At 73.6% G+C, this 24,593-nt stretch carries 20 protein-coding genes and 3 pseudogenes; 15 read left to right on the top strand and 8 right to left on the bottom strand.

What is annotated here, in order from left to right:
* The first annotated feature begins 17 nt into the window (after positions 1-17).
* The 3 genes and pseudogenes from scpB (at position 18) to AF335_RS32845 (ending at position 2,791) form a co-directional block, all read left to right on the top strand.
* Complete coding sequence (gene scpB, locus AF335_RS32855) at positions 18-677, top strand: SMC-Scp complex subunit ScpB (RefSeq protein WP_376697839.1); 660 nt, start codon at positions 18-20, stop codon at positions 675-677.
* Positions 677-1,953: pseudogene (locus AF335_RS32850) on the top strand (pseudouridine synthase). Before scpB ends, AF335_RS32850 begins: the two are co-directional and overlap by 1 nt.
* Before the next feature lie 49 nt (positions 1,954-2,002).
* Complete coding sequence (locus tag AF335_RS32845) at positions 2,003-2,791, top strand: nucleotidyltransferase domain-containing protein (protein WP_102922076.1); 789 nt, start codon at positions 2,003-2,005, stop codon at positions 2,789-2,791.
* A gap of 102 nt (positions 2,792-2,893) precedes the next feature.
* Here the strand turns inward: AF335_RS32845 and AF335_RS32840 are convergent, their stop codons facing one another.
* Together AF335_RS32840 and AF335_RS32835 are read right to left on the bottom strand one after the other, a co-directional pair.
* Positions 2,894-3,634 carry a nucleotidyltransferase domain-containing protein gene (locus AF335_RS32840; RefSeq protein ID WP_102922075.1) on the bottom strand — a complete coding sequence of 247 codons (741 nt, stop codon included), beginning with the start codon at positions 3,632-3,634 and terminating at the stop codon, positions 2,894-2,896.
* A gap of 71 nt (positions 3,635-3,705) precedes the next feature.
* On the bottom strand, positions 3,706-4,068 hold the full coding sequence (locus AF335_RS32835; protein ID WP_102922109.1) for a DUF952 domain-containing protein: 363 nt from the start codon (positions 4,066-4,068) through the stop codon (positions 3,706-3,708).
* Positions 4,069-4,326: 258 nt separating this feature from the next.
* On the opposite strand from AF335_RS32835, the gene AF335_RS32830 reads away from it, so the two are divergent.
* The 4 genes from AF335_RS32830 to der all read left to right on the top strand — a co-directional run bounded on the left by AF335_RS32830 (position 4,327) and on the right by der (position 8,521).
* Positions 4,327-5,412, top strand: a complete 1,086-nt coding sequence (locus AF335_RS32830; protein ID WP_102922074.1) for a prephenate dehydrogenase — start codon at positions 4,327-4,329, stop codon at positions 5,410-5,412.
* Between the two features lie 199 nt (positions 5,413-5,611).
* A complete protein-coding gene (gene cmk / locus AF335_RS32825; RefSeq protein ID WP_244927224.1) occupies positions 5,612-6,352 on the top strand; it encodes a (d)CMP kinase in 741 nt (246 codons plus the stop codon).
* A 50-nt stretch (positions 6,353-6,402) separates the two neighbouring features.
* Positions 6,403-6,990: a lysophospholipid acyltransferase family protein gene (locus AF335_RS32820; RefSeq protein WP_221505511.1), complete on the top strand. Its 588-nt coding sequence runs from the start codon at positions 6,403-6,405 to the stop codon at positions 6,988-6,990.
* A gap of 67 nt (positions 6,991-7,057) precedes the next feature.
* Positions 7,058-8,521 (top strand): ribosome biogenesis GTPase Der, encoded by a 1,464-nt coding sequence (gene der, locus AF335_RS32815; protein ID WP_102922071.1) that lies wholly within the window; start codon positions 7,058-7,060, stop codon positions 8,519-8,521.
* Positions 8,522-8,621: 100 nt separating this feature from the next.
* Here the strand turns inward: der and AF335_RS32810 are convergent, their stop codons facing one another.
* Together AF335_RS32810 and AF335_RS32805 are read right to left on the bottom strand one after the other, a co-directional pair.
* Positions 8,622-8,963 carry a hypothetical protein gene (locus AF335_RS32810; RefSeq protein ID WP_221505491.1) on the bottom strand — a complete coding sequence of 114 codons (342 nt, stop codon included), beginning with the start codon at positions 8,961-8,963 and terminating at the stop codon, positions 8,622-8,624.
* 143 nt (positions 8,964-9,106) lie between these two features.
* Positions 9,107-9,928: a hypothetical protein gene (locus AF335_RS32805; RefSeq protein ID WP_102922069.1), complete on the bottom strand. Its 822-nt coding sequence runs from the start codon at positions 9,926-9,928 to the stop codon at positions 9,107-9,109.
* Between the two features lie 275 nt (positions 9,929-10,203).
* Between AF335_RS32805 and AF335_RS32800 the strand changes: the two genes are divergently transcribed.
* Both AF335_RS32800 and AF335_RS32795 read left to right on the top strand, forming a co-directional pair.
* Positions 10,204-11,454, top strand: coding sequence for a glycosyltransferase family 4 protein (locus AF335_RS32800; protein WP_102922068.1), 1,251 nt, complete (start codon positions 10,204-10,206; stop codon positions 11,452-11,454).
* An 89-nt stretch (positions 11,455-11,543) separates the two neighbouring features.
* Complete coding sequence (locus tag AF335_RS32795; RefSeq protein ID WP_102922108.1) at positions 11,544-12,437, top strand: hypothetical protein; 894 nt, start codon at positions 11,544-11,546, stop codon at positions 12,435-12,437.
* Positions 12,438-12,459: 22 nt separating this feature from the next.
* On the opposite strand, the gene ctaD is transcribed toward AF335_RS32795, so the two are convergent.
* Entirely contained in the window at positions 12,460-14,142 is a 1,683-nt protein-coding gene (gene ctaD / locus AF335_RS32790; protein WP_102922067.1) for an aa3-type cytochrome oxidase subunit I, read from the bottom strand.
* A gap of 530 nt (positions 14,143-14,672) precedes the next feature.
* On the opposite strand from ctaD, the gene AF335_RS32785 reads away from it, so the two are divergent.
* Entirely contained in the window at positions 14,673-14,888 is a 216-nt protein-coding gene (locus AF335_RS32785; protein ID WP_102922066.1) for an I78 family peptidase inhibitor, read from the top strand.
* Between the two features lie 115 nt (positions 14,889-15,003).
* On the opposite strand, the gene AF335_RS32780 is transcribed toward AF335_RS32785, so the two are convergent.
* Positions 15,004-16,020 carry a phosphatase PAP2 family protein gene (locus tag AF335_RS32780; protein WP_184743616.1) on the bottom strand — a complete coding sequence of 339 codons (1,017 nt, stop codon included), beginning with the start codon at positions 16,018-16,020 and terminating at the stop codon, positions 15,004-15,006.
* 330 nt (positions 16,021-16,350) lie between these two features.
* Positions 16,351-17,526 (bottom strand): hypothetical protein, encoded by a 1,176-nt coding sequence (locus AF335_RS32775; protein WP_376697836.1) that lies wholly within the window; start codon positions 17,524-17,526, stop codon positions 16,351-16,353.
* Between the two features lie 222 nt (positions 17,527-17,748).
* Between AF335_RS32775 and AF335_RS32770 the strand changes: the two genes are divergently transcribed.
* Both AF335_RS32770 and AF335_RS32765 read left to right on the top strand, forming a co-directional pair.
* Entirely contained in the window at positions 17,749-19,392 is a 1,644-nt protein-coding gene (locus tag AF335_RS32770) for an MFS transporter (RefSeq protein ID WP_102922065.1), read from the top strand.
* 573 nt (positions 19,393-19,965) lie between these two features.
* Complete coding sequence (locus AF335_RS32765; RefSeq protein ID WP_102922064.1) at positions 19,966-21,165, top strand: acyl-CoA dehydrogenase family protein; 1,200 nt, start codon at positions 19,966-19,968, stop codon at positions 21,163-21,165.
* Between the two features lie 20 nt (positions 21,166-21,185).
* Here the strand turns inward: AF335_RS32765 and AF335_RS32760 are convergent, their stop codons facing one another.
* On the bottom strand, positions 21,186-21,623 hold the full coding sequence (locus tag AF335_RS32760) for a cell division protein SepF (protein WP_102922063.1): 438 nt from the start codon (positions 21,621-21,623) through the stop codon (positions 21,186-21,188).
* Between the two features lie 273 nt (positions 21,624-21,896).
* Here AF335_RS32760 and AF335_RS32755 point away from each other — a divergent pair, with 273 nt between their 5' ends.
* The 3 genes and pseudogenes from AF335_RS32755 to AF335_RS36080 all read left to right on the top strand — a co-directional run.
* A complete protein-coding gene (locus tag AF335_RS32755) occupies positions 21,897-23,135 on the top strand; it encodes a DUF5685 family protein (protein WP_102922062.1) in 1,239 nt (412 codons plus the stop codon).
* Positions 23,136-23,605: 470 nt separating this feature from the next.
* Positions 23,606-23,815, top strand: a pseudogene (locus tag AF335_RS36770) (hypothetical protein); the annotation flags it as partial.
* 29 nt (positions 23,816-23,844) lie between these two features.
* A pseudogene (locus AF335_RS36080) lies at positions 23,845-24,528 on the top strand (FAD/NAD(P)-binding protein); the annotation flags it as partial.
* Positions 24,529-24,593: the final 65 nt, after the last annotated feature.

Below are 24,593 nucleotides of genomic sequence, written 5' to 3'. Positions count from 1 at the left end.
CGGGCGCCGAGGCCGGCGTGGGCGGGTCGGACGGGGCACAGGGGCTGCCGCCCGCCGGGCTGAGCGACGTGGCGGGGCTCGCCCTGAAGCCCGCGCTGGAGGCCGTCCTGATGGTCGTCGACGAACCCGTGGCCGAGGAGTACCTCGCCCGGGTCCTCCAGCGGCACCGGCGGGAGATCGCCGGGGCGCTGCGCGAGCTGGCCGCCGAGTACACCGCCCAGGGGCGCGGTTTCGAGCTGCGCGAGATCGCCGGCGGCTGGCGGTTCTCCACCCGCCCGGAGTACGCCGACGCGGTGGAGGCGTTCGTCCTCGACGGCCGCCAGGCCCGGCTGACCCAGGCCGCGCTGGAGACTCTGGCCGTCGTCGCGTACCGTCAGCCGGTCAGCCGTTCGAGGGTCTCCGCGGTCCGCGGAGTGAACTGCGACGGCGTCATGCGCACCCTCCTCCAGCGGGGTCTGGTGGAGGAGACGGGGACGGAACCCGAAACAGGTGCGATCCTGTACAGGACGACGAACTACTTTCTGGAGCGAATGGGCCTGCGGGGCCTGGACGAGCTCCCGGAGCTCGCGCCCTTTCTCCCCGAGGCGGACGCGATCGAAGGCGACACTCAGGAAGGTGTGCCGTCGTTCGATCCGGACGCACCGGACACCGAAGCGGACGACAAGACGGAACTTTGATGCGAAGCAGCGGCAGGAACAGCGGAAGCGGCAACCGGGACGACCGGGGCGGGCGAGCGGGAGCTCCCCGTCCGGCCTCCGGGGGCGGACGCGCGGGCGGCGGCCGTTCCGGCGGTGGGCGCCCCGAGGGCGGCCGCTCCGGCGGTGGGCGCTCCGAGGGCGGGCGCGCGGGCGGCGGCCGCTCCGAGGGCGGTCGTTTCGACGGTGGCCGTTCCGGTGGCCCTCGCTCCGGCGGCGGTCGTGACGGGGCCCGTCGCGACGACAGGCAGCAGGAGCAGCGTCCGCGCCGGCCGCGCCCCGAGGAGCGCCGCTACGACGTGGGCAACGACGCCCCGAGAACCGTGGCGCCCGGGGCGCGGCGGCCCGCGGCGGCGCCAAGGGCGGCCCGCGCAAGAGCCCCACGGCCGGCTCCGGCGGCCGGGCCTCCGGGCCCGCCCGCGGCCGGACCCTGCCGGGCCGTCCGCGCGAGCTCGACGCCAAGATCGAGGAGCGCAACCGGGAGCGGCACAACAAGCCGCAGGTCAAGACGGTCAAGACCTTCCCCGGCGCCGAGCAGGAGGGCGAGCGTCTGCAGAAGGTGCTGGCCCGGGCCGGCATGGGCTCGCGGCGCGCGTGCGAAGAGCTGATCGAGATGTCCCGCGTCGAGGTCAACGGTGAGATCGTCACCGAGCAGGGCCTGCGCGTGGACCCGGAGAAGGACGAGATCAAGGTCGACGGCCTGACGGTCGCCACCCAGTCCTACCTCTTCTTCGCGCTCAACAAGCCGGCCGGTGTCGTCTCCACCATGGAGGACCCCGACGGCCGCCAGTGCCTCGGTGACTACGTCACCAACCGCGAGACCCGGCTCTTCCACGTCGGCCGGCTCGACACGGAGACCGAGGGCATCATCCTGCTCACCAACCACGGTGAGCTGGCCCACCGCCTCACGCACCCCAAGTACGGCGTCCAGAAGACCTATCTGGCGGCCATCACGGGCCCGCTGCCGCGCGACATCGGCAAGCAGCTCAAGAGCGGCATCCAGCTGGAGGACGGCTGGGCCCGCGCCGACAACTTCCGGGTCATCCAGCAGACCGGCAAGAACTACCTGGTCGAGGTCACCCTCCACGAGGGCCGGAAGCACATCGTGCGCCGCATGCTCGCCGAGGCCGGCTTCCCGGTCGAGAAGCTGGTCCGCACCGGCTTCGGCCCGATCCCGCTCGGCGACCAGAAGTCCGGCTGGCTGCGCCGCCTGACCAACACCGAGGTCGGCATGCTGATGCGCGAGGTGGATCTCTAAAACGGTGGGACCCGCGTCCCGCAGCTGGAATGCTTGATCCATGGAAAACATGGACATACGGGCGGACCGGCTGCGGGACGCCGGACTGCCGGACGCGGACCTGTCGCCCGTGCTCGCGGAGCAGGGGCACCCGCTGGTCTTCGCGACCGTTTCCGGGGCCCATCTGTACGGCTTCCCTTCGCGCGACTCGGATGTGGACCTGCGGGGGGTCCATCTGCTGCCGCTGGAAGACCTGATCGGGCTCCGTGAGGGCGAGGAGACCCGGACCGTGACGGGGCCGCAGGACGGTGTCGAGATGGATCTCGTCACCCATGACCTGCGGAAGTTCGTCCGGATGATGCTGCGCCGCAACGGCTACGTCCTGGAGCAGCTCCTCTCGCCGCTCGTGGTGCGCACCACGGACGCCCACGCCGAGCTCGTCGCGCTCGCCCCGGGCGTCCTCACCCGCAACCACGCGCACCACTACCGCGGCTTCGCCGTCACCCAGTGGCGGCTCTTCGAGAAGCAGCACGCGCTGAAGCCGCTGCTCTACACGCTGCGGGTGCTGCTCACCGGCATCCACCTGATGCGCAGCGGCGAGATCGAGGCCCACCTCCCCACGCTCCTCGGCCACGTCACCGCCCCCGGCTACACGGGCGAGCTGATCGCGGCGAAGGCGGAGGCCGAGCGGGGACCGCTGCGGGGCCTGGTCGACCTGGCACGGGTACGGGCGGACGTCGAGGCGCTGCACGCGGAGCTGGCGGCGGCGCAGGACGGGTCCCACCTGCCGGAGAGCCCTTCGCCGGAGGCGTACGACGCACTGCACGCGCTGGTGGTGCGGGCCCGTACGGCGGCATAACCCGTATGCACGGGGCTCCGCTCAATCGCCGGACGGGCTGATTTCAGCCCGTCCGGCGATTGAGGACACCGCGCGGTAGCGCGGAAAGGGGGCCCGGGGGCGTCAGCCCCCGGTTACGGGAAGGGGCGGGGTGGGGGAAAAGCCCCCCGCCGAACCCCGCCGCACCCGCACCAGAAAGTCCTCCACCCGCCTAGCGTCGGGCTCCGCCGGCAACCGGGACGCCGCCCCCGCCACCTCGTTCTCCTCCCACAGCCGCCCCAGCCACGACTCCACCTCCGCCCAGGACAGCTCCCCGTGCCGCACCGCCAGCAGCCGCCCCCGCTCCTCGCCCACCTCGATGACGAGCCGGCCCGTACGCAGCAGGTCGCGGCAGCTGATCAGCAGCCGCAGCAGATGCATCGCGTGCTTCCAGCGCGGCGCGCCGTGCGTGCGCAGATCCGCCTCCAGCTTCTTGCGCTGCCCCACGGCGTAACCCGCGAAGGACTGCCGGGCCCGCTGCGAGAGGAAGGCGTCGCGCAGTCCGAGCAGCTCCAGGCCGGTGGCGTCGGCGTGCTCGACGAGCGGGGAGTGCAGGCACTCCAGGACGTTGGGGTTGGCCCGCAGGGCCAGCTCGCAGAAGCGCTCCAGCTCCCAGGAGAACCGCTCCTCGCCCGGCCCCTCCACATGGGCGGGCGGCTTGGTGAAGCCCCAGAACAGCGGTGTGGGCGCCACGTAGACGCCCCGGCGGTCGGTGTCGCTCGTCTCCGTGGCCAGCCCGAAGGCGCGTGAGCCCATCACACAGGTGTAGACCGAGTGCTCGGTCACCAGCTCATGACCGGGGGAGTGCGGGGTTCCGGGGTGCATGGGGTGATTGTCGCCGCGCCCGTACGGTCACGTCACCCGGTTTCCCGCCGGGCCCCGGCGCCCCCACGGCCTCAGGACCAGACGGCCAGGCCCGTCGCACGCCCGTCCTCGTCCCGCTGGACCTCCATCATCCCGTCGACCGCGTCCCGGTTGATCCGCCCGAAGACGTGCGGGAACAGCGTCCCCTCCGGGACCCCGGGCGGCGGCGCCGGATCGGCCGCCTCCCAGCGGACCATCACGTCCAGCTTGTGCTCGTCGATCAGCAGCACCATCAGCGGACCGGGCGTCGCGCGGTAGAAGGCCGTGACGACCGCGAGCGTGGTCTCCTCGTCCGGGGAGCAGTGCACGAAGCCCTCGTCGGAGAGGGAGGCGGGGGAGTACGGGCGGTCGGGCACGGCCAGCCAGTCGTCCAGGGGCACCACGTGGTAGATCATGTACATGGTTGTACCGGACGCGGGCCCGCCCGTCGCGGAGGGCGGCTCCCGCGCCGCCGCGGGTCCGGGCGGGTCCGGTCCAGGGCCGGGCGGATCCGGTCCGGGGCCACCGCGGCCGCCCGGCGGGCCGCCCCGCACGCCCGCCCGCCGCGCTGACTAGGCTGGGTGGGCACGCTACGCCGGTCCGGTCCACGGCCACACCGAGCGCCCGTAGCACCGCACCCGTGTCCCCGGCCGCCTCCCGCAAGGACTTCGCCCGTGAGAACCGCCCTCGTCATCGGTACCGGACTGATCGGCACCTCGGCCGCGCTCGCCCTCGCCGGCCGCGGCGTCCACGTCCACCTCGTGGACCACGACCCGGCCCAGGCGGAGACGGCCGCAGCCCTCGGCGCCGGCACCGACCGGGCCCCGGAGGGCCCCGTCGACCTCGCCATAGTCGCCGTGCCGCCCGCGCACGTCGCGGCCACCCTCGCCGAGGCCATCCGCGGCGGCGCCGCCCGCGGCTACCTCGACGTGGCCAGCGTCAAGGGCGGCCCCCGCCGTGAGCTGGAGGCCCTCGGCGTCGACCTCACCACCTACCTGGGCACGCACCCCATGGCCGGCCGGGAGCGCTCCGGCCCGCTGGCGGCCACCGCCGACCTCTTCGAGGGCCGCCCCTGGGTGCTCACCCCCACCCGCGACACCGACACCGAGGTCCTCAACCTGGCCCTCGAACTGATCGCCCTGTGCCGCGCCGTCCCCGTCGTCATGGACGCCGACGCCCACGACCGGGCCGTCGCCCTCGTCTCGCACACCCCGCAGCTGGTCTCCAGCATGGTCGCGGCCCGCCTCCAGGACGCCGACGAGACGGCCGTGCGCCTGTGCGGCCAGGGCATCCGCGACGTGACCCGGATCGCCGCCTCCGACCCCCGGATGTGGATAGACATCCTCTCCGCCAACCCCGGGCCGGTCGCCGACGTCCTCGCGGCCGTCGCCGCCGACCTCGACGGGACCGTGCGCGCCCTGCGCGCCCTGGACTCCGGCGACGACGGCCGGCGCGAGGACGGCGCGGCCGGCATCGCCGACGTGCTGCGCCGGGGCAACGCCGGCCGCACCCGGGTGCCCGGCAAGCACGGCTCGGCGCCCACCGTGTACGAGACGGTGACGGTCCTCATCGGCGACCAGCCGGGCGAGCTGGCCCGGATCTTCGCGGACGCCGGCCGGGCCGGGGTCAACATCGAGGACGTGCGCATCGAGCACGCCGCCGGACAGCAGGCCGGCCACATCCAGCTGATGATCGAGCCCACGGCGGTGCCGAGCCTGATCGACACCCTGCAGGAGCGGGGCTGGTCGCTCCGGCAGTGAGCCCGGCAGTGAGCTCGCCGGTCGAGCCCGCCGGTGAGCCGGGCGGGCGCCGCCGCGGGGCTCGCGCGGCCCTTGGCGCCCGCCCGCTCCCGTCCCCGGCGTGAGGACGGGTGGCGAGCCAGTAACCTTGTCTGAAGGCCCCAGCGGGCCCCATCGAGCCCGGATCGCCGGAATCTCCCCCGCCACGTGCACTAGGAAGGTGTCAGACACCGTGGGCAACGCCGCCAACGCCGCCAATGCCACAACCGCCGCCCGGACCGCTCCGGCAGCGGTCATCGTCGGCATCGACGGACCTTCCGGCACCGGCAAGTCCAGCACCTCCAAGGCCGTCGCCGCCAAGCTCGGCCTGCGCTACCTGGACACCGGGGCCCAGTACCGGGCGATCACCTGGTGGATGCTGAACAACGGCATCGACGTCAAGGACGCCGAGGCCGTGGCCGACGCCGCGGGCAAGCCGGAGATCGTCTCGGGCACGGACCCGGCCGCCCCGACCATCACGGTCGACGGCGCCGACGCCGCCGCGCCGATCCGCACCCAGGAGGTCACCTCCGCGGTCAGCGCCGTCAGCGCCGTCCCGGAGGTGCGCACCCGGCTGACCGAGCTCCAGCGCGCCATCGCCGCCGAGGCCCCGGACGGCATCGTGGTCGAGGGCCGGGACATCGGCACCACCGTCCTGCCGGACGCCGACCTCAAGATCTTCCTCACCGCTTCGGCCGAGGCCCGCGCGGCCCGCCGCAGCGGGGAGCTGGGCGGCAAGGAGGCGGCCGACCTGGCCGCCACCCGGGCCGCGCTGGTCCGCCGGGACGCCGCCGACTCCGGCCGGAAGACCTCCCCGCTGGCCAAGGCCGCCGACGCGGTCGAGGTCGACACCACCGAGCTCACCCTCGACCAGGTCATCGAGTGTGTGGTGACCCTGATCGAGGAGAAGCGGTCGGCGTGAGCGCGTCCGCGTCCGGCGCCGCCGTGGGGCGGCGGATCGGCATCGGCCTGATGTACGGGCTGTGGAAGCCGCGCGTGCTGGGCTCCTGGCGGGTGCCCGCCGCGGGGCCCGTCATCCTCGCGGTCAACCACTCCCACAATCTGGACGGCCCGATGCTGATGGGCACCGCGCCCCGGCCGGTGCACTTCCTGATCAAGAAAGAGGCGTTCACCGGTCCGCTGGACCCGTTCCTCCGCGGGATCGGTCAGCTGAAGGTGGACCGTACGGGCGCCGACCGCACCGCGATCACCGGCGCGCTGGACGTGCTGGCCGACGGCGGCGTGCTGGGGATCTTCCCCGAGGGCACCCGGGGCGAGGGCGACTTCGCCTCGCTGCGCGCGGGGCTCGCCTATTTCGCCGTACGGTCGGGCGCGCCGATCGTGCCGGTGGCCGTGCTCGGCAGCGCCGAGCGGCGGGGCCGGGCGATATCCGCCCTGCCCCCGCTGCGCAGCCGGGTCGACGTGGTCTTCGGCGACGCGTTCGCGGCCGGCGACGGCAGCGGGCGGCGGACGCGCACGGCGCTGGACGAGGCGACCGTGCGGATCCAGGGCCGGCTCGCCGCGCACCTGGCGGACGCCAAGCGGCTGACCGGCCGCTGACAGAGACTTTGAGTAGTGGGTCGCGTAAGAGTGGCCCGCCGATGACGAAGAACGAGGAACGGACTTCATGAACGACCAGATCCACTCCGGCGACGAGCACGGTGAGCTTGGCGACGCCGAGTACGCGGAGTTCATGGAGCTCGCGGCGCAGGAGGGCTTCGACGCCGAGGAGATCGCCGGCGCGCTCGACGAGGCCGGCCACGGCCCGCTGCCCCGCCTCGCCGTCGTCGGCCGCCCGAACGTCGGCAAGTCGACCCTGGTGAACCGCATCATCGGCCGCCGCGAGGCGGTCGTCCAGGACAAGCCGGGCGTCACCCGGGACCGCGTCACCTACGAGGCCGAGTGGGCCGGCCGCCGCTTCAAGGTCGTCGACACCGGCGGCTGGGAGCAGGACGTCCTGGGCCTCGACGCCTCCGTCGCCGCCCAGGCCGAGTACGCCATCGAGGCGTCCGACGCGGTCGTCTTCGTCGTGGACGCCACCGTCGGCGCCACCGACACCGACGAGGCCGTCGTCAAGCTGCTGCGCCGGGCCGGCAAGCCCGTCGTGCTCTGCGCCAACAAGGTCGACGGCCAGTCCGGCGAGGCCGACGCCGCCGCCCTGTGGTCGCTGGGCCTGGGCGAGCCGCACCCGATCTCGGCCCTGCACGGCCGTGGCACCGGCGACATGCTCGACGCGGTGCTCGAGGCGCTGCCCGACGCCCCTGCCCAGACCTTCGGCACGGCCGGCACCGGCGGCCCCCGCCGGATCGCCCTGATCGGCCGCCCGAACGTCGGCAAGTCCTCGCTCCTCAACAAGGTGGCGAACGAGGAGCGCGTCGTCGTCAACGAGCTGGCCGGCACCACCCGTGACCCGGTCGACGAGCTGATCGAGCTCGGCGGCGTGACCTGGAAGTTCATCGACACGGCCGGCATCCGCCGCCGGGTCCACCTCCAGGAGGGCGCGGACTACTACGCCTCGCTGCGCACCGCCGCCGCCGTCGAGAAGGCCGAGGTCGCGGTCATCCTGATCGACTCCAGCGAGTCCATCAGCGTGCAGGACCAGCGGATCATCACCATGGCCGTCGACGCGGGCCGCGCCATCGTGCTGGCGATGAACAAGTGGGACACGCTCGACGAGGAGCGCCGCTACTACCTGGAGCGCGAGATCGAGACCGAGCTCGGTCAGATCGCGTGGGCGCCCCGGGTCAATGTCTCGGCGCGCACCGGCCGCCACATGGAGAAGCTGGTCCCGGCGATCGAGACGGCCCTGGCGGGCTGGGAGACCCGGGTGCCCACCGGCCGGCTGAACGCCTTCCTCGGTGAGATCGTCGCCTCCCACCCGCACCCGATCCGCGGTGGCAAGCAGCCGCGCATCCTCTTCGGCACCCAGGCCGGCACCAAGCCGCCGCGGTTCGTGCTGTTCGCCTCGGGCTTCCTGGAGGCGGGCTACCGGCGCTTCGTCGAGCGCCGACTGCGCGAGGAGTTCGGTTTCGAGGGCACGCCCATCCACATCTCGGTGCGGGTGCGCGAGAAGCGCGGGCGCAAGAAGTAAGCGGCAGCCGGAAGACGGCCCGGAAGACGGCGGGGCCCGGGCCCCGACGGCCGGGCCCGGGTTCGTCCGGCCCGATCGGTGCGGGGCCGGGAAGAGCTGATCAGAAGCCGCGCATACGACCGTCGCGCGGAGCGGGCGGCAGCGCGGCGGGCAGGTGCCCGCCGCGCTGCCGCCCGTAGTACATGTCCCAGCCGCCCGGGTGTCCCGGCGGGCCGGGATAGCCCTGCTGGACGCCGAGCTGCCCGGCGTAGCCCTGCCCGCCGTACGGGGCGTAGCCGCCGACGAGCTGGGGGCCGAAGGCCACGAACCTCAGATCCTCCTCGCCCGAGCGATCGAAGGGGAGGGCCCGGAACGAGCGGCGGTACTCGGCGTAGAGCGCATCGTAGATCGGGGTGACCGAGACGGGGTGGCTCTGCGGGGCGGCATCGCGGGATGGGCGCATACCGGGGATGTGATTCGGGTACGGGATCCGGGAGGCAGGCTCGTATGAGTGCACATATGAGCCAACGAGCCCGTGGCCCGTCGGATGCGGCCACGGGCGCGAATGCCCCGCCGGTGCGTGGGGGAACGGCTGCCCGGCGCCGGTCACGTGCCCGCGAGCGGCATGGTGGCGGCGACCAGCTGACCCCGGGACGCGGCGCGGTCCAGGGCCTCCCGCAGCAGGTCCTCGCGCGGCTGCTGCCCGATCGTGCCGACCGGCGCCGCCAGGACCAGCACCCGCTTCGTCTTGTTCACGGCCGCCCGCCAGTCGTCGGCCACCTGCATCGCCTGGTGCGCCTGCCACCACGCGCTGGCCTTGGCGCCGGGCACGGACGGCTGGAGGATCGCGTGCAGCTTCCCCATGGCCACCAGCACCGACCAGCCCGGGTTGGGCTCCGGCACCTCCTCGACCGACGCCACCGGCGCGAAGCCCTGCTCGATCAGGAGCGGCAGGAAGACGTCCACGGGCCCGGTGGTGCCGGGGCGGGCGATCGGGCCGAGCGGCTCGACGACGAGCGCCGGGATCAGCTCGTCCTTGATCAGGACCAGCCCGCTGGTCACCCCCAGCTCCGCCTGGACCGGGCCGTCCACGGCGGAGGGCCGCGGGGCCTGCGGGGTCGTCGCCGTCGGTGCCGCGGCGGGCACGCCCGGCTGTCCCGCCTCGCCGGTGATGGACCGGACGGCACCCTGGAGCTGCTCCTCCGAGACCGGCACGACCTGGGAGGGGATGCAGGCGGCGTGGGCGAAGGCCAGCACGGCCGTCTCCTCGCCGACGAAGAGCACGGTGCTGGTGCGCTCCCGCTCGGTGTCCCCGGGGGTGCGGCAGGAGGTGCAGTCATAACTGCCCGGGGCGTTCTCGCCGCCGAGCAGTCGCTCGGCCTCTTCGTCGCCGATCTCGGCGCGGACGTCGTCACTGACGTCGAGCATGCGCGGCACGGTGGCTCCTAGAACTCGGTGCGTGTGGCGCCGGGCGTCTCCCGGCTCGTATGGAGACAACGGGTGATCCACGGCCGGGGTCACGCACCGGCGCCGGGAGCGGCCGGGAACCGCCGGTGCGCGCGGAAAGTTCCCCGTTCCGCTACCGATTCCCCATCTGTTGCGGAACGAGTTGGTGATCACGGCCAACCTCCGGGGCCCGGCCACGGTCTAATCTCTCGGTAGGCGGGCTGCATGGAATGTCCGCGGCGGACGGCTGGGGACGAATGCACATCTCATTCCTGATTCACAACGCGTACGGCATCGGCGGGACGATCCGGACCACGTACAACCTCGCCGGGACCCTGGCGGAGCACCACGACGTGGAGATCGTCTCCGTCTTCCGGCACCGCGAGGAGCCGGTCTTCCCGCCCGGCGCGAAGGTGCGCCTGCGCCACCTCGTGGACCTGCGCAAGGGCGCCCCGGGCTACGAGGGCGACGACCCGGAGTACGAGCGCCCGGCCACCGTCTTCCCGCGCGCCGAGGGGCGCTACAAGCAGTACAGCGCCCTGACCGACCGGCGGATCGCCGAGCACCTGCGGAGCCTGGAGAGCGACGTCGTGGTGGGCACCCGGCCCGGCCTCAACGTGCACATCGCCCAGCAGGCCCGCCGGGGCGTCGCCCGCGTCGGCCAGGAGCACCTCACGCTGGCCACGCACTCCCCGCAGCTGAAGCTGACGCTGCGCACGCACTACCCCCGCCTGGACGCCGTCACCACCGTCACCGAGGCCGACGCCGCGACCTACCGCAAGCTGATGCGGCTGCCCGGCGTGCGCGTGGAGGCCGTGCCCAACAGCATTCCGGCGCCCGCCCTGGAGCCCGCGGACTCCACCGGCAAGTGGGTGATCGCGGCCGGCCGGCTCGCCCCCGCCAAGCGCTACGACCTGCTGATCCGCGCCTTCGAGAAGGTCGTCGCCGAGCGCCCCGACTGGCGGCTGCGGATCTACGGCGCCGGCGCCGAGCGCGCCAAGCTGCGCGCCCAGATCGACAAGCGCGGGCTGTACAACCACGTCTTCCTGATGGGCCCGGCCACCCCCCTGGACCCCGAGTGGGTCAAGGGCTCCATCGGCGCCGTCACCTCCAGCCTGGAGTCCTTCGGGATGACCATCGTCGAGGCCATGCGCTGCGGCCTCCCCGTGGTCTCCACCGACTGCCCGCACGGCCCCGGCGAGATCATCGACAACGGTGTCGACGGGCTGCTCGTGCCCACCGGCAAGGTCGACGGGATCGCGGCCGGCCTGCTCAAGCTGATCAACGACGACGAGCTGCGGCGGAGCATGGGCCGGGCCGCCCTGGCGAGCTCCGCGCGCTTCGACCCGGCCCGGGTCGCCGGGCGCTATGAGTCGCTCTTCACCGATCTGACCTCCCGCGGCGGCCTGCGCGGCTCGCTGCACCGCACCCGGGGCGCCCTGCTCAGCAGCGCCTTCCGGACCACGGACCGCAGCCGGTCCGCCCTGCGGAAGGCGCGAGCGGCATGACCCCTCCCGCCGAGAATCCCGCCGGCGATCCCCCCGAGCACACCCCGTCAGCCCCGACCGGACCTTCCGACCCCGAGGAGCCCACCACCGTGTCTGCCCCTCCCCTCTTCGGCGCGGGGGACCCCAGCGCCGACTGCATCGCGGACTCCGCGGGCGGGCTCACCTTCGACCTCGACGCACCCGGCCTCCCCGACACCACGGGCGACTGGTCCGCGGCGCTCGTCCTGCGCCGCCGGGGGAGCGAGGAGGAGACCGAGGAGGTGCGCCTGCCGCTCGCGCCCGACGGGAACGGGCGGCTGCGCGCCGTGCTGCCCAGCACCGTCGCCCTCCCCGAGGGCCGCTGGGACGTCTACGCCGCCTCCGCCGACGCCGAGCCCCGGCGGCTGGTGCCCGGCCTCGCCGACCTCCGCTCCCTGGTCGACCGCCGACCCGGCCCCAGCACCTCCCCGCTGGCCGTGCGGATCCCCTACGCGACCAAGCACGGCAACCTCTCGCTCCGCAGCTGGCTGCGCGGCCCGCACGCCGAGGCGGGCGACCTTCTGCTCAGCCCCACCGGTCTCACCGGACACGGCCGTCTCTACCGCGTCCAGGACCCCGCCGCCTGGCTCTCCGGCGCAGTGGTCGAGGCCCGGCTGCGCCGTGACCCCTCAGTCGTCCGCACCGCTCCGGTCACCGCCGCCGAGGGCGCCGCCACCGACGGCACGGACGGCCAGGACTTCTCCTTCACCCTCCGCTGGGCGGAGCTGGCCGGGGAGTGGCACGGCGGCCTGGACGTCTGGGACCTGTGGCTGCGCACCGCCGACGGCACCGGCTCGGCGCGGATGGCCCGGCTCCTCGACGACATCGCCGACAAGAAGCAGATCTTCACCTACCCGGCGAAGGACGTCGACGCCGCGTACGCCCCCGCGCAGGCCGGCCCGTACTACACGGCCGACAACGACCTCGCGATCCGCGTCGACGAGCGCCCGCCGGCCGCGCGCTGACCGCGCGGCCGGCAGCTGCCGGTCAGGGAGCGGCCGGTTCGGGCCGCTCCGTGACCGGTGGCTCCGCCTCCTTGGCGACCTCCGGGTGGTGCAGGTCGAAGGCCGGCGACTCGGAGCGGATACGGGGGAGCGTCAGGAAGTTGTGCCGGGGCGGCGGGCATGACGTCGCCCACTCCAGCGAGCGGCCGAAGCCCCAGGGGTCGTCCACCTCGATCCGCTTGCCGTACTTCGCGGTCTTCCAGACGTTGTAGAGGAACGGCAGCGTCGACAGGCCCAGCAGGAACGCGCCGATCGAGGACACCGTGTTCAGGGCCGTGAAGCCGTCGGCCGCCAGATAGTCCGGGTACCGCCGGGGCATGCCCGCCACGCCCAGCCAGTGCTGGACGAGGAAGGTGGTGTGGAAGCCGACGAACAGGGTCCAGAAGTGGACCTTCGCCAGGCGCTCCTCCAGCATCCTCCCGGTGAGCTTCGGCCACCAGAAGTAGAAGCCCGCGAACATCGCGAACACCACCGTGCCGAACACCACGTAGTGGAAGTGCGCCACCACGAAATAGCTGTCCGTGACCTGGAAGTCCAGCGGCGGCGAGGCCAGGATCACCCCGGTCAGCCCGCCGAACAGGAAGCTCACCAGGAAGCCGACGGCCCACAGCATCGGCGCCTCGAAGGACAGCGAGCCGTGCCACATGGTGCCGATCCAGTTGAAGAACTTCACCCCGGTCGGCACCGCGATCAGGAAGGACATGAAGGAGAAGAACGGCAGCAGCACCGCGCCCGTGGCGAACATGTGGTGAGCCCAGACCACCACCGACAGGGCCGTGATCGCCATCGTCGCGCCGACCAGCATCACATAGCCGAAGACCGGCTTCCGGGAGAACACCGGGATGATCTCCGTGATGATGCCGAAGAACGGCAGCGCGATGATGTAGACCTCGGGATGGCCGAAGAACCAGAACAGGTGCTGCCACAGCAGTGCCCCGCCGTTCTCCGAGGCGAAGATCCGCGAGCCGAACCGGCGGTCCGCCTCCAGGCAGAGCAGGGCCGCCGCCAGGACCGGGAACGCCATCAGGACGAGGATCGAGGTGAACAGCACGTTCCAGGTGAAGACCGGCATCCGGAACATCGTCATCCCCGGCGCGCGCATCCCGATGATCGTGGTCAGGAAGTTCACCGCGCCGAGGATCGTGCCGAACCCGGCCAGCGCCAGGCCCATGATCCACAGGTCGGTGCCGATCCCCGGTGAACGGACCATGCTGTTCAGCGGGGCGTAGGCGGTCCAGCCGAAGGTGGCGCCGCCCTGCGGCATCAGCAGACCGCTCACCACGATCAGGCCGCCGAACAGGTACAGCCAGTACGAGAACATGTTCAGCCGGGGGAACGCCACGTCCGGCGAGCCGATCTGCAAGGGCATGACCGCGTTGGCGAAGCCCGCGAACGCCGGGGTCGCGAAGAGCAGCAGCATGATCGTGCCGTGTGCCGTGAACGCCTCGTTGAACTGCTCGTTGGTCACCAGCTGGAGCCCCGGGCGGGCCAGCTCGGCGCGCATCAGCATCGCCAGCAGCCCGGCCACCAGGAAGAAGGCGAACGAGGTGATCAGGTAGAGATGGCCGATCTTCTTGTGGTCGGTGGTCGTCAGCCAGTCCACCACGATCCGGCCGGGCTGCCGCTCCCGCGCCGGAGTGGCCGCCTGCGCGGTGTCCGTCCCCATCTGCGCTCCCTCGATGTCATCTTCGACGGGCTTTCGGGCTCACGCCATGATGCTCGCCGCGGGGTCGGCGCGCGAGGGCGCCTCCGGCGCGTCACGGCGCTCCTTCGTCCCGCCCCGGCCGGGGGCGGCTCGCACGGCTCCCACGGCGGGTGCGGCCCGGCCTCCTCGGCCGTGGGTTTGGGCGGCAGGTATCGGAATATTGCATTCCGGGTTTCGCCGGTGCGGAGGAAGAGGGAAAGCGGCCCGAAAAGACGCCCGGGTCTTTCCGTGACCCCTGAGGAGCGGAGGAATTCGTGGGATGCCGTGAGAAGTTATAGGTGTCATTCCGTCAAATCCCGGAGCGTTTACCAGCGATGATTTACGCGACCCCCGCACGGGATAGCGGAAGGCCCGTACGGGTGAGGTGTCCGGCGGTAAACCGGCGCGGGTTTTCTGTGACAGAAGCGTGACCAGTGGCGGACCGGAAGCGGACGGAGGTGTGGGTCGGCCGATGCTTCCACCGAGGTGCGCGGCGGCCTACGGTGAGTCCCATGGCACCTCTCCCGAACGTCCCCGCCGAACCCGACGACGCCCCCGACGGATACACCGGCCTGGCGGTCGCCGAGGCCGCCCGGCGGGCGCGCGAGCGCGGCTGGGCGACCGTGCGCACCCTCGCCCCCGGCACCTTCGTCACCATGGAGTACCAGGTGGGCCGGCTGAACTTCGAGGTCGAGGACGGCACCGTGCGGCGCTGCTGGAAGGGCTGACCGGCCGGGAACGAGCGGCGGCCCCGGGACCCCTTGGGAAGGGGTCCCGGGGCCGCCGTGCGCCCGCGCGGGGGAGTGCGTACCACTCGCGCGGACGGATGGGCCCGAGGCGGTCTCAGCCGCCGACGGTACGGCCGCGGCCCGTGGCGGGGCCCAGCGGCGAGGTGCGCGGCGCGCGGTCGGAGTGCGGCGGCCGGCGGCTGCCGGTCGGGGTGACCGGGGTCCGCTCGGAGCGGGCCGTGTGCGGCCGGGGCGGCAGGTGGGGCCTGCCGTCCGGCACCCGGCCGCCCGCCGAGCGGCTGCCGACGCCCACGGGCTCGCGGGCGGCGGGCCGCTGGTCGTCGGCCGGGGCGCGCGGGGCGCCGATGGGGGTGAGCGGGGTGGTCGCGGCGGGCACCGGCGTGGCGCGCTCGCGGATCCGGTGCCAGCCGGTCAGCAGCCATGCCTCGGCGACGGCCATCGGGGCCTCGAACCACGGCAGCGCCAGCAGGACCAGCAGCCCGGCGCTCCAGCCGAGGGTCACATCGCTCATCCAGTGGGTGCCGAGGTAGACCGTGGTCATGCCGACGCCCAGCGCCAGCAGCGCGGCGATCACGGAGGCCACCCGGCGGGTTCTCGGCGTGGTGGCCAGATAGGCGAGGACGCCCCAGGTCACCACGGCGTTGGCGGTGTGACCCGAGGGGAATATGTCGCCGCCCGCGAACATCTCGTTGGAGCCGATCGAGGTGGCGTAGTGCGGACCGAGCCGGCCCATGCCGATCTTGGCGGCGCCGACGGTGGCGTTGAGCAGCAGCAGCGAGGTGCCCAGCACCAGCAGCGGGCGCAGCGTCTTCTGCTTGTAGGTGCACCAGCCCAGCCAGGCGGCCACGGCGACGGCGGTGGGGCCGCGCTGGCCGAGGACCACGAAGTAGTCGAGGAAGGTGTGGATCTCCGGCCACTGCTTGTACGGCCGGAAGAGCATGACCTGCCAGTCGAACCGCACCGGCCAGGACGTGGTGAGCACGCCGACCACGATCGCCAGATAGACCACGGAGGTCGCCACGAAGATCCCGAGACGGGTCCGGGTCATCCGCGGCCGCACGGGCTCGGTCGGGCGCTCCTCCGGGGGGACGAGCTCGTCTTTGGTACGCACTGAATCGACGTTACATTGCGTGACGGGAGGCTTCGGCCGATCGGGCCTGTTTGTGATGACGATGTGATGTGGAATGCGTCTCAAACATGACTTACAGCACGTTTGGAGAGGACCAACGTCCCTGTAATGAGGGCGGAATGAAAAACGTCCTCGCTTTATGACGAACCGTAGGGGCAGATGGGTCCGGGCGGCCCTTCCTTATTCCCCGGTCTCGTTTATCGGGGATTGGCCGGGGCTTCGCCGGGAGTTCTCCACCGGTAATTCCGGCCGCCCCGCACCGGCCCCGGCGGCGCCTTCACCCGCGGGTCGCGGGCGGGTGCGCGGGCGGGGTCACGGCGGGCCGGAGCCGTGCAGCCAGAACGCTCCGTAGACCGCCGATGCCAGCGCCACCAGAGACACCGTCAGCACCGCCCGTACCGTCCGTAGCCGGGCCACGGCCGTCGCGAGCGGGAGCAGCAGGGGGAACGCCGGCATCATCAGCCGGGGCTTGGAGCCGAAGTACCCCTTGGCCGTCAGGGCCAGCAGCAGCACCACGCCCCCGTACACCAGCAGCGGCAGCGGTTCGCCGCGCCGCACCCCGGTCGCATACAGCCACACCACCAGGCACACGCCGATCAGCAGACCCAGGCCGGCGGGCCAGGCGGAGCCCGTCAGCCGCTCGCCGACGAAGGTGCCGAAGGCCACCCCGCCGTCGAAGCCGTTGCCCCAGCCGCCCTGCACGTCGAGATAGCCCGTGACCGAGCCGGTCCGCGCGCCGACCCAGGCGAAGTACGCCAGCCAGCCGAGCGGGGCGAGGGCCGTGCCCAGCAGCATCCGGCCCGCCGGCCGGCGGCCGCCGCGCCACCACACCACCGCGGCCGTGATCCACACGGCCGCGACGACGGCCGCCCCCACCGGCCGGGTCAGCCCGGCCAGCGCGGCCAGTGACCCCGCCCACACCCACCGGCCGGTGAGCACGCAGTAGACGCTCCACGCGGCCAGCGCCGTGAAGAGCGACTCGGAGTAGGCCATCGACTGCACGATGCCGACCGGCAGCGCCGCCCACAGCGCCACCAGGGCGACGCCCGCGCGCCCGCCGTGCAGCCGGTCGCCGGTGAGGAAGATCGCCCAGGCGGCGAGCAGCGAGGCGACCCCGCTCACCAGGAGCCCGGCGTCGGCCGCCGAGAGCGGCAGCACCGCGGACAGGCCCCGCTCCAGCCAGGGCAGCAGCGGGAAGAACGCCAGATCGGAATGGACCTTCCCGCCGGCCAGCTCCAGGGTGTAGCCGTAGCCCCGCTCGGCGATCCGGGAGTACCAGAGGGAGTCCCAGCGCGCCGACAGCAGCTGGTGCGCGTCCCGGCCCGCCGCCCATGCCCACACCGTGAGCACCACCAGCCCCAGCGCCCGCACCCCCGCGAACACCACCAGGGCGGGCGCCGCGCGGTGCAGCGCCCGGCGGGCCCCGGCGGCGCCGGACGGGCCGCCCGCCCCGGCGTCCGTACCGGCGGGAGAAACGAGATCAGTCACCGATCAATTGTCCAGCATCCACGACACGCCCCCGGCCAGGGACGATGACGTGACACGCGGCACGTATCCGTGGCCGGGACTCGCGTACTCTGTCGACTCACCCGCCCTCGACACCTTCCCCGGCCCTTCCCCAGCCACCGCTGGGGGCGCCTCCGGGAGGTGCCGCCAGCCCACAGCTCCCAGCCCCGCGGTCGGCGGCGAGCGCACGACACGGAGGTGTGTATGTCCGGGACGACCACGGCCGGCCCCCGACGGGCGGCGGGCGTCCCCCGGCAGCGGTCCCGGTACGGGCAGTGGCTCCCGCCGCGCCCGCCGTCCGGCGGTGCCGCCGGGGCCAGTCGCTGGACCGTGCTCGTCGTCCTCTGCGTCAGCCTGCTCCTCGTCGCCGTCGACGCCACGGTCCTGCACGTCGCCGTCCCGGCCGTCACCGAGGACCTGCGGCCCGGCGCCATCCAGCTGCTGTGGATCGTCGACGTCTACCCCCTCGTCTGCGCCTCGCTCCTCATCCTCTTCGGCACCCTCGGCGACCGCGTCGGCCGCCGCCGGCTGCTGCTGCTCGGCTACGGACTCTTCGGCGTGGCCTCCGCGCTCGCCGCGGTCGCGCCCACGCCGGAGGTTCTCATCGGGGCCCGCGCGCTGCTCGGCGCCGGCGGTGCGATGATCATGCCCGCGACGCTGTCCATCCTCCGGCAGGTCTTCCCCGACCGGCGGGAGCGGGCGCTGGCCGTCGGCGTGTGGAGCGCGGTCGCCGCCGTGGGCGCCGCCTGCGGGCCGCTGATCGGCGGCTTCCTCCTCGAACACTTCTGGTGGGGCTCGGTCTTCCTCATCAACATCCCGCTGATGGCGGTCAGCCTGCCCGTCGGCCGCTGGCTGCTGCCGGAGTCCACGGGCGACGGCGACGGCCCGTGGGACGTGCTCGGCGCGCTCATGGCCGCCTTCGGGCTCTTCGGCGTGGTCCTCGCGGTGAAGCGGCTGGGCGGCGGCGAACCGCCGCTGACCCTGGCGACGGTCGTGCCCGGCGCGGTCGGCGCCGCGCTCCTCGTCCTCTTCGTACGCAGGCAGCGGCGGCGCGCGCACCCGCTCGTCGACCTCCGGATGTTCGCCCGGCCGGCCTTCGGGACGTCCGTGGGCTGCATAGTGCTGGCCATGCTGGCGCTGGTCGGCCTGGAGCTGATAGCCGCCCAGTACCTCCAGCTCGTGCTCGGCCTCACCCCGCTGGAGACCGGTCTGCGGCTGCTGCCGCTCACCCTCGCCGCGATGGCCGCGGGCCTGGTCGGCTCCCGGCTGCTCCAGCGGCTCGGCCCGCGCGCGATGGTCGCCGTCGGCTTCGTGCTGACCGCGGCGGCGGTCACCGCGCTGACCGCGATGGGCACACAGGACCGCCCCACGGTGCTCCTGTGCGGCTTCGTCCTCCTCGGCTTCGGCCTGGAGACCACGCTCTTCGGGGCCTACGAGTCCATGCTCAGCGAGGCGCCCCCGGAGTCCGCCGGCGGGGCGGCGGCGATCGGCGAGACCTCGTACCAGCTCGGCGCGGGCATCGGCATCGCCCTGCTGGGCAGCGTCATGAACGCCACGTACGCGCCCGGCGTCGCGGGCGCGCGCGGGGTGCCGAGCGCGGACTCGGCCGCCGCGAGCCACTCCCTGGGCGAGGCGTACGACGTCGCCTCCCGGCTCGGGGGCCCGGCGGGGGAGGCGCTGCGGGTGGCGGCGCGGGACGCGTTCGTCCACGGCCTGCACGTGACGCTGCTGATCAGCGCGGGGCTGTTGCTGCTGGGGGCGGTGGCGGCGATGCGGCTGCCGAAGGTGATGGACTGCGGGGGAGCCCCGGACGCCCCCTCGCCGGTGGCGGCGGAACGGACGGACTGAGCGCCCGGCCCGCCGGCCACGCGTTCCTTCCCGGGCGGGGCCGGCGCCCCGCGCGCGGTGCCCCCGGACTCCCCGGCCACCACCGGGGGTCCTGGAACCCGGCCACCACCGGGGGTCCTGGAACCCGGCCACCACCGGGGGTCCTGGAAGGCGTCCCCGGACGGTCGGCGCCCCGCGCGGGCCGGCTCCGTACCGGAGCCCGCGGCGACCGGCTCGTACCGGCGCCCCCGGCGCCCCGCACGGTGTCCCCGGTCCGCCCGGGTCCGCCGCCGCACCCGGCAGTCCGCCGGTGCCCCGCGCGCGGTGTCCCCGGGCTCCCCGGCCACCACCGGGGCCCGGAAGGCGTCCCCGGACGGCCGGAGCCTCGCGCGGACCGGCTTCGTCCGCTGGTCGCGATGAAGCCCGCGACCGTCACGCCGGCGCCCCGCGCGGGCCGGCTCCGTACCGGAGCCCGGGGCGACCGGCTCGTACCGGAGCCCCCGGAGGCATCTGGACGGGTTCGTGAACGGGCGTTAGCGTCGGGCCGTGATCAGGCCGGCCGCCGCGGCCGGCGCCGTAGTGTCGGAGGCTGGCATGTCCGTACCCTCGTCCCCCCGCAGCGCGACCGCGTTCGATCCGCACGACCCCCTCGGCATCGACGATCTGCTGACGCCCGAGGATCTCGCCGTCCGCGACACCATCCGCCGCTGGGCCGCCGACCGCGTCCTGCCGCACATCGCCGACTGGTACGAGCGCGGCGAGCTCCCCGTACTCCGGGAACTCACCCGTGAACTCGGCGCCATGGGCGCCCTCGGCATGCCGCTCACCGGCTACGGCTGCGCGGGCGCGAGCGCCGTGCAGTACGGGCTGGCCTGCCTGGAGCTGGAGGCCGCCGACTCCGGCATCCGCTCCCTCGTCTCCGTGCAGGGCTCCCTCGCGATGTACGCGATCCACCGCTTCGGCTCCGAGGAGCAGCGGCGGCGCTGGCTGCCCGGCATGGCCGCCGGTGAGATCATCGGCTGTTTCGGGCTCACCGAGCCCGACCACGGCTCCGACCCGGCCGGCATGCGCACCCGCGCCAAGCGCGACGGGAGCGACTGGCTGCTCACCGGCCGCAAGATGTGGATCACCAATGGCTCCGTGGCCGACGTGGCCGTCGTCTGGGCCCGGACCGACGAGGGCATACGGGGCTTCCTCGTGCCCACGGACAGCCCCGGCTTCTCCGCGCCCGAAATCACCCATAAGTGGTCACTGCGTGCGTCCGTCACGAGTGAACTGGTCCTCGACGAGGTGCGGCTGCCGGCCGACGCGGTCCTCCCGGAGGTCACCGGGCTGCGCGGCCCGCTCGGCTGTCTGAACCACGCCCGCTACGGGATCGTGTGGGGCGCCATGGGCGCGGCGCGCAGCAGTTTCGAGTCGGCGCTGGACTACGCCCGTTCCCGGGAGCAGTTCGGACGGCCCATCGGAGGCTTCCAGCTCACCCAGGCCAAGCTCGCCGACATGGCGCTGGAGCTGCACAAGGGCATCCTGCTCGCCCACCACCTGGGGCTGCGCATGGACGCGGGGACGCTCCGCCCGGAGCAGGTCAGCTTCGGGAAGCTGAACAACGTGCGCGAGGCGATCGGCATCTGCCGCACGGCCAGGACCGTCCTCGGGGCCAACGGGATCTCGCTGGAGTACCCCGTCATGCGGCACGCCACGAACCTGGAGTCGGTGCTCACCTACGAGGGCACCGTGGAGATGCACCAGCTGGTGCTGGGCAAGGCGCTCACCGGTCTCGACGCGTTCCGCTGAGCACCCGCCCGCGAGGGGCGTCAGCTCTGGTTGAAGAAGCCTCCGTTCGTCCGCCCCGTGGGTTCGCCGTTGAGCACCTGGTAGTCGGCGGGGGTGAGCAGGAAGACCCGGTTGGCGACCCGCTCGATGGAGCCGCGCAGCCCGAAGGTCAGCCCGGCGGCGAAGTCCACGACGCGCTTGGCGTCGTTGGGCTCCATGCCGGTGAGGTTGACGATCACCGGCACCCCTTCGCGGAAGAGCTCGCCGATGCCCCGGGCGTCCCGGAAGCCGTCCGGGGTGACGGTCGCGATCCGCGTGCCCTGTTCCTGCGCGGTCTCGTCCGCCACCCGCACCTTCGGGTTGGTCACCCAGGAGTCGCCGGGCTCGGGCCCCTCGGCGTAGTCGTCGTCGTAGTAGCGCTCGTCATCGCTGTCGTCGACGAGGCCGAGCCAGGCACTCGCCTTGCGCACCGATCCCATGGACGCCTCCTCTCACACGCGGTGTGGTCCGACCGCATCTCTATCGTCGTCCATGATGCGGATGATGTGCCAAGTGGATGGCCGCCAAGCGAGGATTTCGTGACGCATCTGGTGCAAAGCGCTTGGCGGTGCGTCAGAAAGCCCGAGAGCTTCGCCACACGCTCTGGACCTGGGCATATGCGGTACGGGGAACGGTCCGCGGGCTGCGGACCGGTGTGGTTGTCCGGTGATTAGGATGCCCGGGTCCATCCACACCACACACGGGGGCCTGAATTGTTCGGGATCATCAGACCATGTCGGCACCGGCTCTCGGAGTCGATGCGCACGGAGTGGATGGCCCACTTGTGCGGGCTCTGCCTCGCCCTGCGCGGTGACCACGGACAGTTCGCACGGGCCGCCACCAACTACGACGGACTCGTCATATCGGTGCTCGTCGAGGCCCAGTCGGAGCGGCCGGCCGACGGGGCCGGCTCCTGGCGGCGCACGGCCGGGCCCTGCCCGCTGCGCGGCATGCGCACCGCCCCGGTCGCCCGGGGCGAGGGCGCGCGGCTCGCCGCCTCCGTCTCGCTCGTCCTCGCCTCGGCGAAGATGCGCGACCATGTCGCCGACGGTGACGGACTGTTGGCCCGCCGCCCGGTCGCCGCGGCGGCCCGGCGGGTCGCCGCGAAGTGGGACCGGGCCGGCGCCCGCACCGGATCGGACCTCGGTTTCGACACCGCCGTCCTGGTCGACGCGGTCGACCGGCAGGCCGGCGTCGAGGCCCTCGCGGGCCCCGGCACCCCGCTGCTCGACGTCATCGAGCCGACCGAGACGGCGACCGCGGCGGCCTTCGGCCACACGGCCGTGCTCGCCGGCCGGCCCGGCAACAAGGAGCCGCTGGAGGAGGCCGGCCGGCTCTTCGGCCGGCTCGCACACCTCCTCGACGCCGTCGAGGACCTGGCGGAGGACCGGGAGGCCGGGGCGTGGAACCCCGTCGCCGCCACCGGCACGGACCTCACGGAGGTGCGCAGGCTGTGCGACGACGCCGTGCACGGCGTACGCCTCGCCCTGCGCGAGGTCGACTTCGCGAGCAAGGCCCAGGGCAGGCTGGCGCACCTGCTCCTCGCGCACGAGCTGGACCGGGCCGTGGACCGGGCGTTCGGCACCTCGGGCTGCGGCCACCAGGGACACGCGGAGGCGGCCGCGGGTGCCCCCGGGGCCCCCGGCGGGCAGGCCGCGGGCGCCTTCGGGCCGCCGCCGGTCATGCCGCCCGGCGCGCCGCCGGAGCCGCCGCGCCGGGGCAAGCAGCGCGGGCTGATCGCCGGCTGCGCGGTGTGGAGCGGGCTTCTGTGCACCTGTCAGCTGTGCTGCGCCGACCCGTTCCACGACCCGTGGACCGGGCAGCCGCGCCAGGGGTGCTGCCACAAGTGCGACTGTGGCCCCAGTTGCGATAGCTGCGGCGATTGTTGTGACTGCTGTGATTGCTGCGAGAACTGCGACTGTTGCGACGGTGGTTGTGACTGCAGCTGCTGAACGGACTTACAGGCGAATGTCCGTGGGAACGGCGTGCGAGGGGAAGCGCGGCCTGCGGGCCGCGCGGGCACAGCGGGGGTGAAGGCGTACGAGGGCGCGCGGGGGACGCGTCGGCCCTGACGGGAGGACGGGCGCGGAGCCGGACCGGGGTCCGGGCACGGGGCCGGGCATCAAGCCGGACAGGACCCCGGACACGCCGCCGACCAGACATGACCGAAGTCGATGTGGTCCCGGGTGACCAGCCGTTGCCCTGAGTGCATGGGCCAAGTGGAACAGCCATCCGGTTCTCCGTCAACCGGCCTCCGGCCGTCCGTCCGGCATATGGACCACGATATGGACACTCGCCCGGAGACGCTTGACAGCGGGCCGTGGCCCCGGCTTAGCCTCGGGGTCCGGCCGTGCTGAGGGGCGCGGTCCGGGTGTGAAGGCGTCAACTCCCGTGTTCGATCCCGCATCCACGGAGCCTTCGCATGTCCGCGCACCCGGCGGCGCCGTCCGCCCCTCCCGCATCCCCCGCCTCCCCGTCGCCCGTCGGCCCCGGCCCCGCGAGTCCCATCGGCCGGGGCCGGGACGGCTCACCGCCCGCCCCGGCCCCCGTCCCGTCGCTCGTCGTCATCGGCGCCGGTCCCCGGGGCACCGGCATCGTCGAACGCCTCGCCGCCAACGCCCCCGAGATCCTCGCGGGCCGGCGCCTCGACCTCCACCTCGTCGACCCCTGGCCGGACGGCGCTTCCCCGACCAGGAGTCGCTCCAGGACGGGCTGCGCGCCCATGTCGAGGCCGACCTCGCCCGCCGCCACGACCGCCGGCACAGCCCTGACCTCGCCGTCTTCCTCGGCCTGCTCTCCGTCCACGGGCAGCTCGCCCGGCTCGGCGACGTGGGCCCCTGGTGGCACGGCTTCTTCAGCTACCTGGCCTCCGGGCCGCCCGGCCCCCGGCTGCGTCGGCTCCTCGCGCTCTCCCGGGCCGGCGTGGTGCGCTTCGTCGGCGCCGACATGACCGTGACCGCCGACCACGAGCGCGGGCTGTTCCGCGCGCACAGCGCCAGCGTCCCGGGGCGGTACACCGAGGCCGCCGCCCTCGTCGAGGCCCGGCTGCCCGCGCCCACGGTCGACCGCTCCGCCGACCCGTTGCTGCGCGCCCTGCGCGCCGAGGCCGGGGCCACCCCCGCCGGGCTGCTCGCGGTCGACCCCGACGACGGCCGCGTCCTCGACCCCACCGGCCGCCCGCACCCCCGCCTGTTCGCCCTCGGCCCGCACACCGACGCCCGCGCGTCCGGAGCCTTCGCCAGACCGGGCACCAACGCGCCCGCGTTCCGCCAGAACGACGCCACGGCGCGCGCGGCGCTCTTGGCGCTGCGCGCCTTGCCGGTCCGGGCGGCGCCTGGTGGCTGACCGCACTCGCGGCGTGCCAGCCCCGTTCCCGTGACCGGGGCCGGCGCCCCGGGCCCCGTTCCGCG

Source organism: Streptomyces eurocidicus (assembly GCF_002891295.1).
Lineage (GTDB): Bacteria > Actinomycetota > Actinomycetes > Streptomycetales > Streptomycetaceae > Streptomyces > Streptomyces eurocidicus.
Note: the sequence above shows the minus strand (reverse complement) of the source record. Positions and strands in the feature narration are given on the sequence as shown.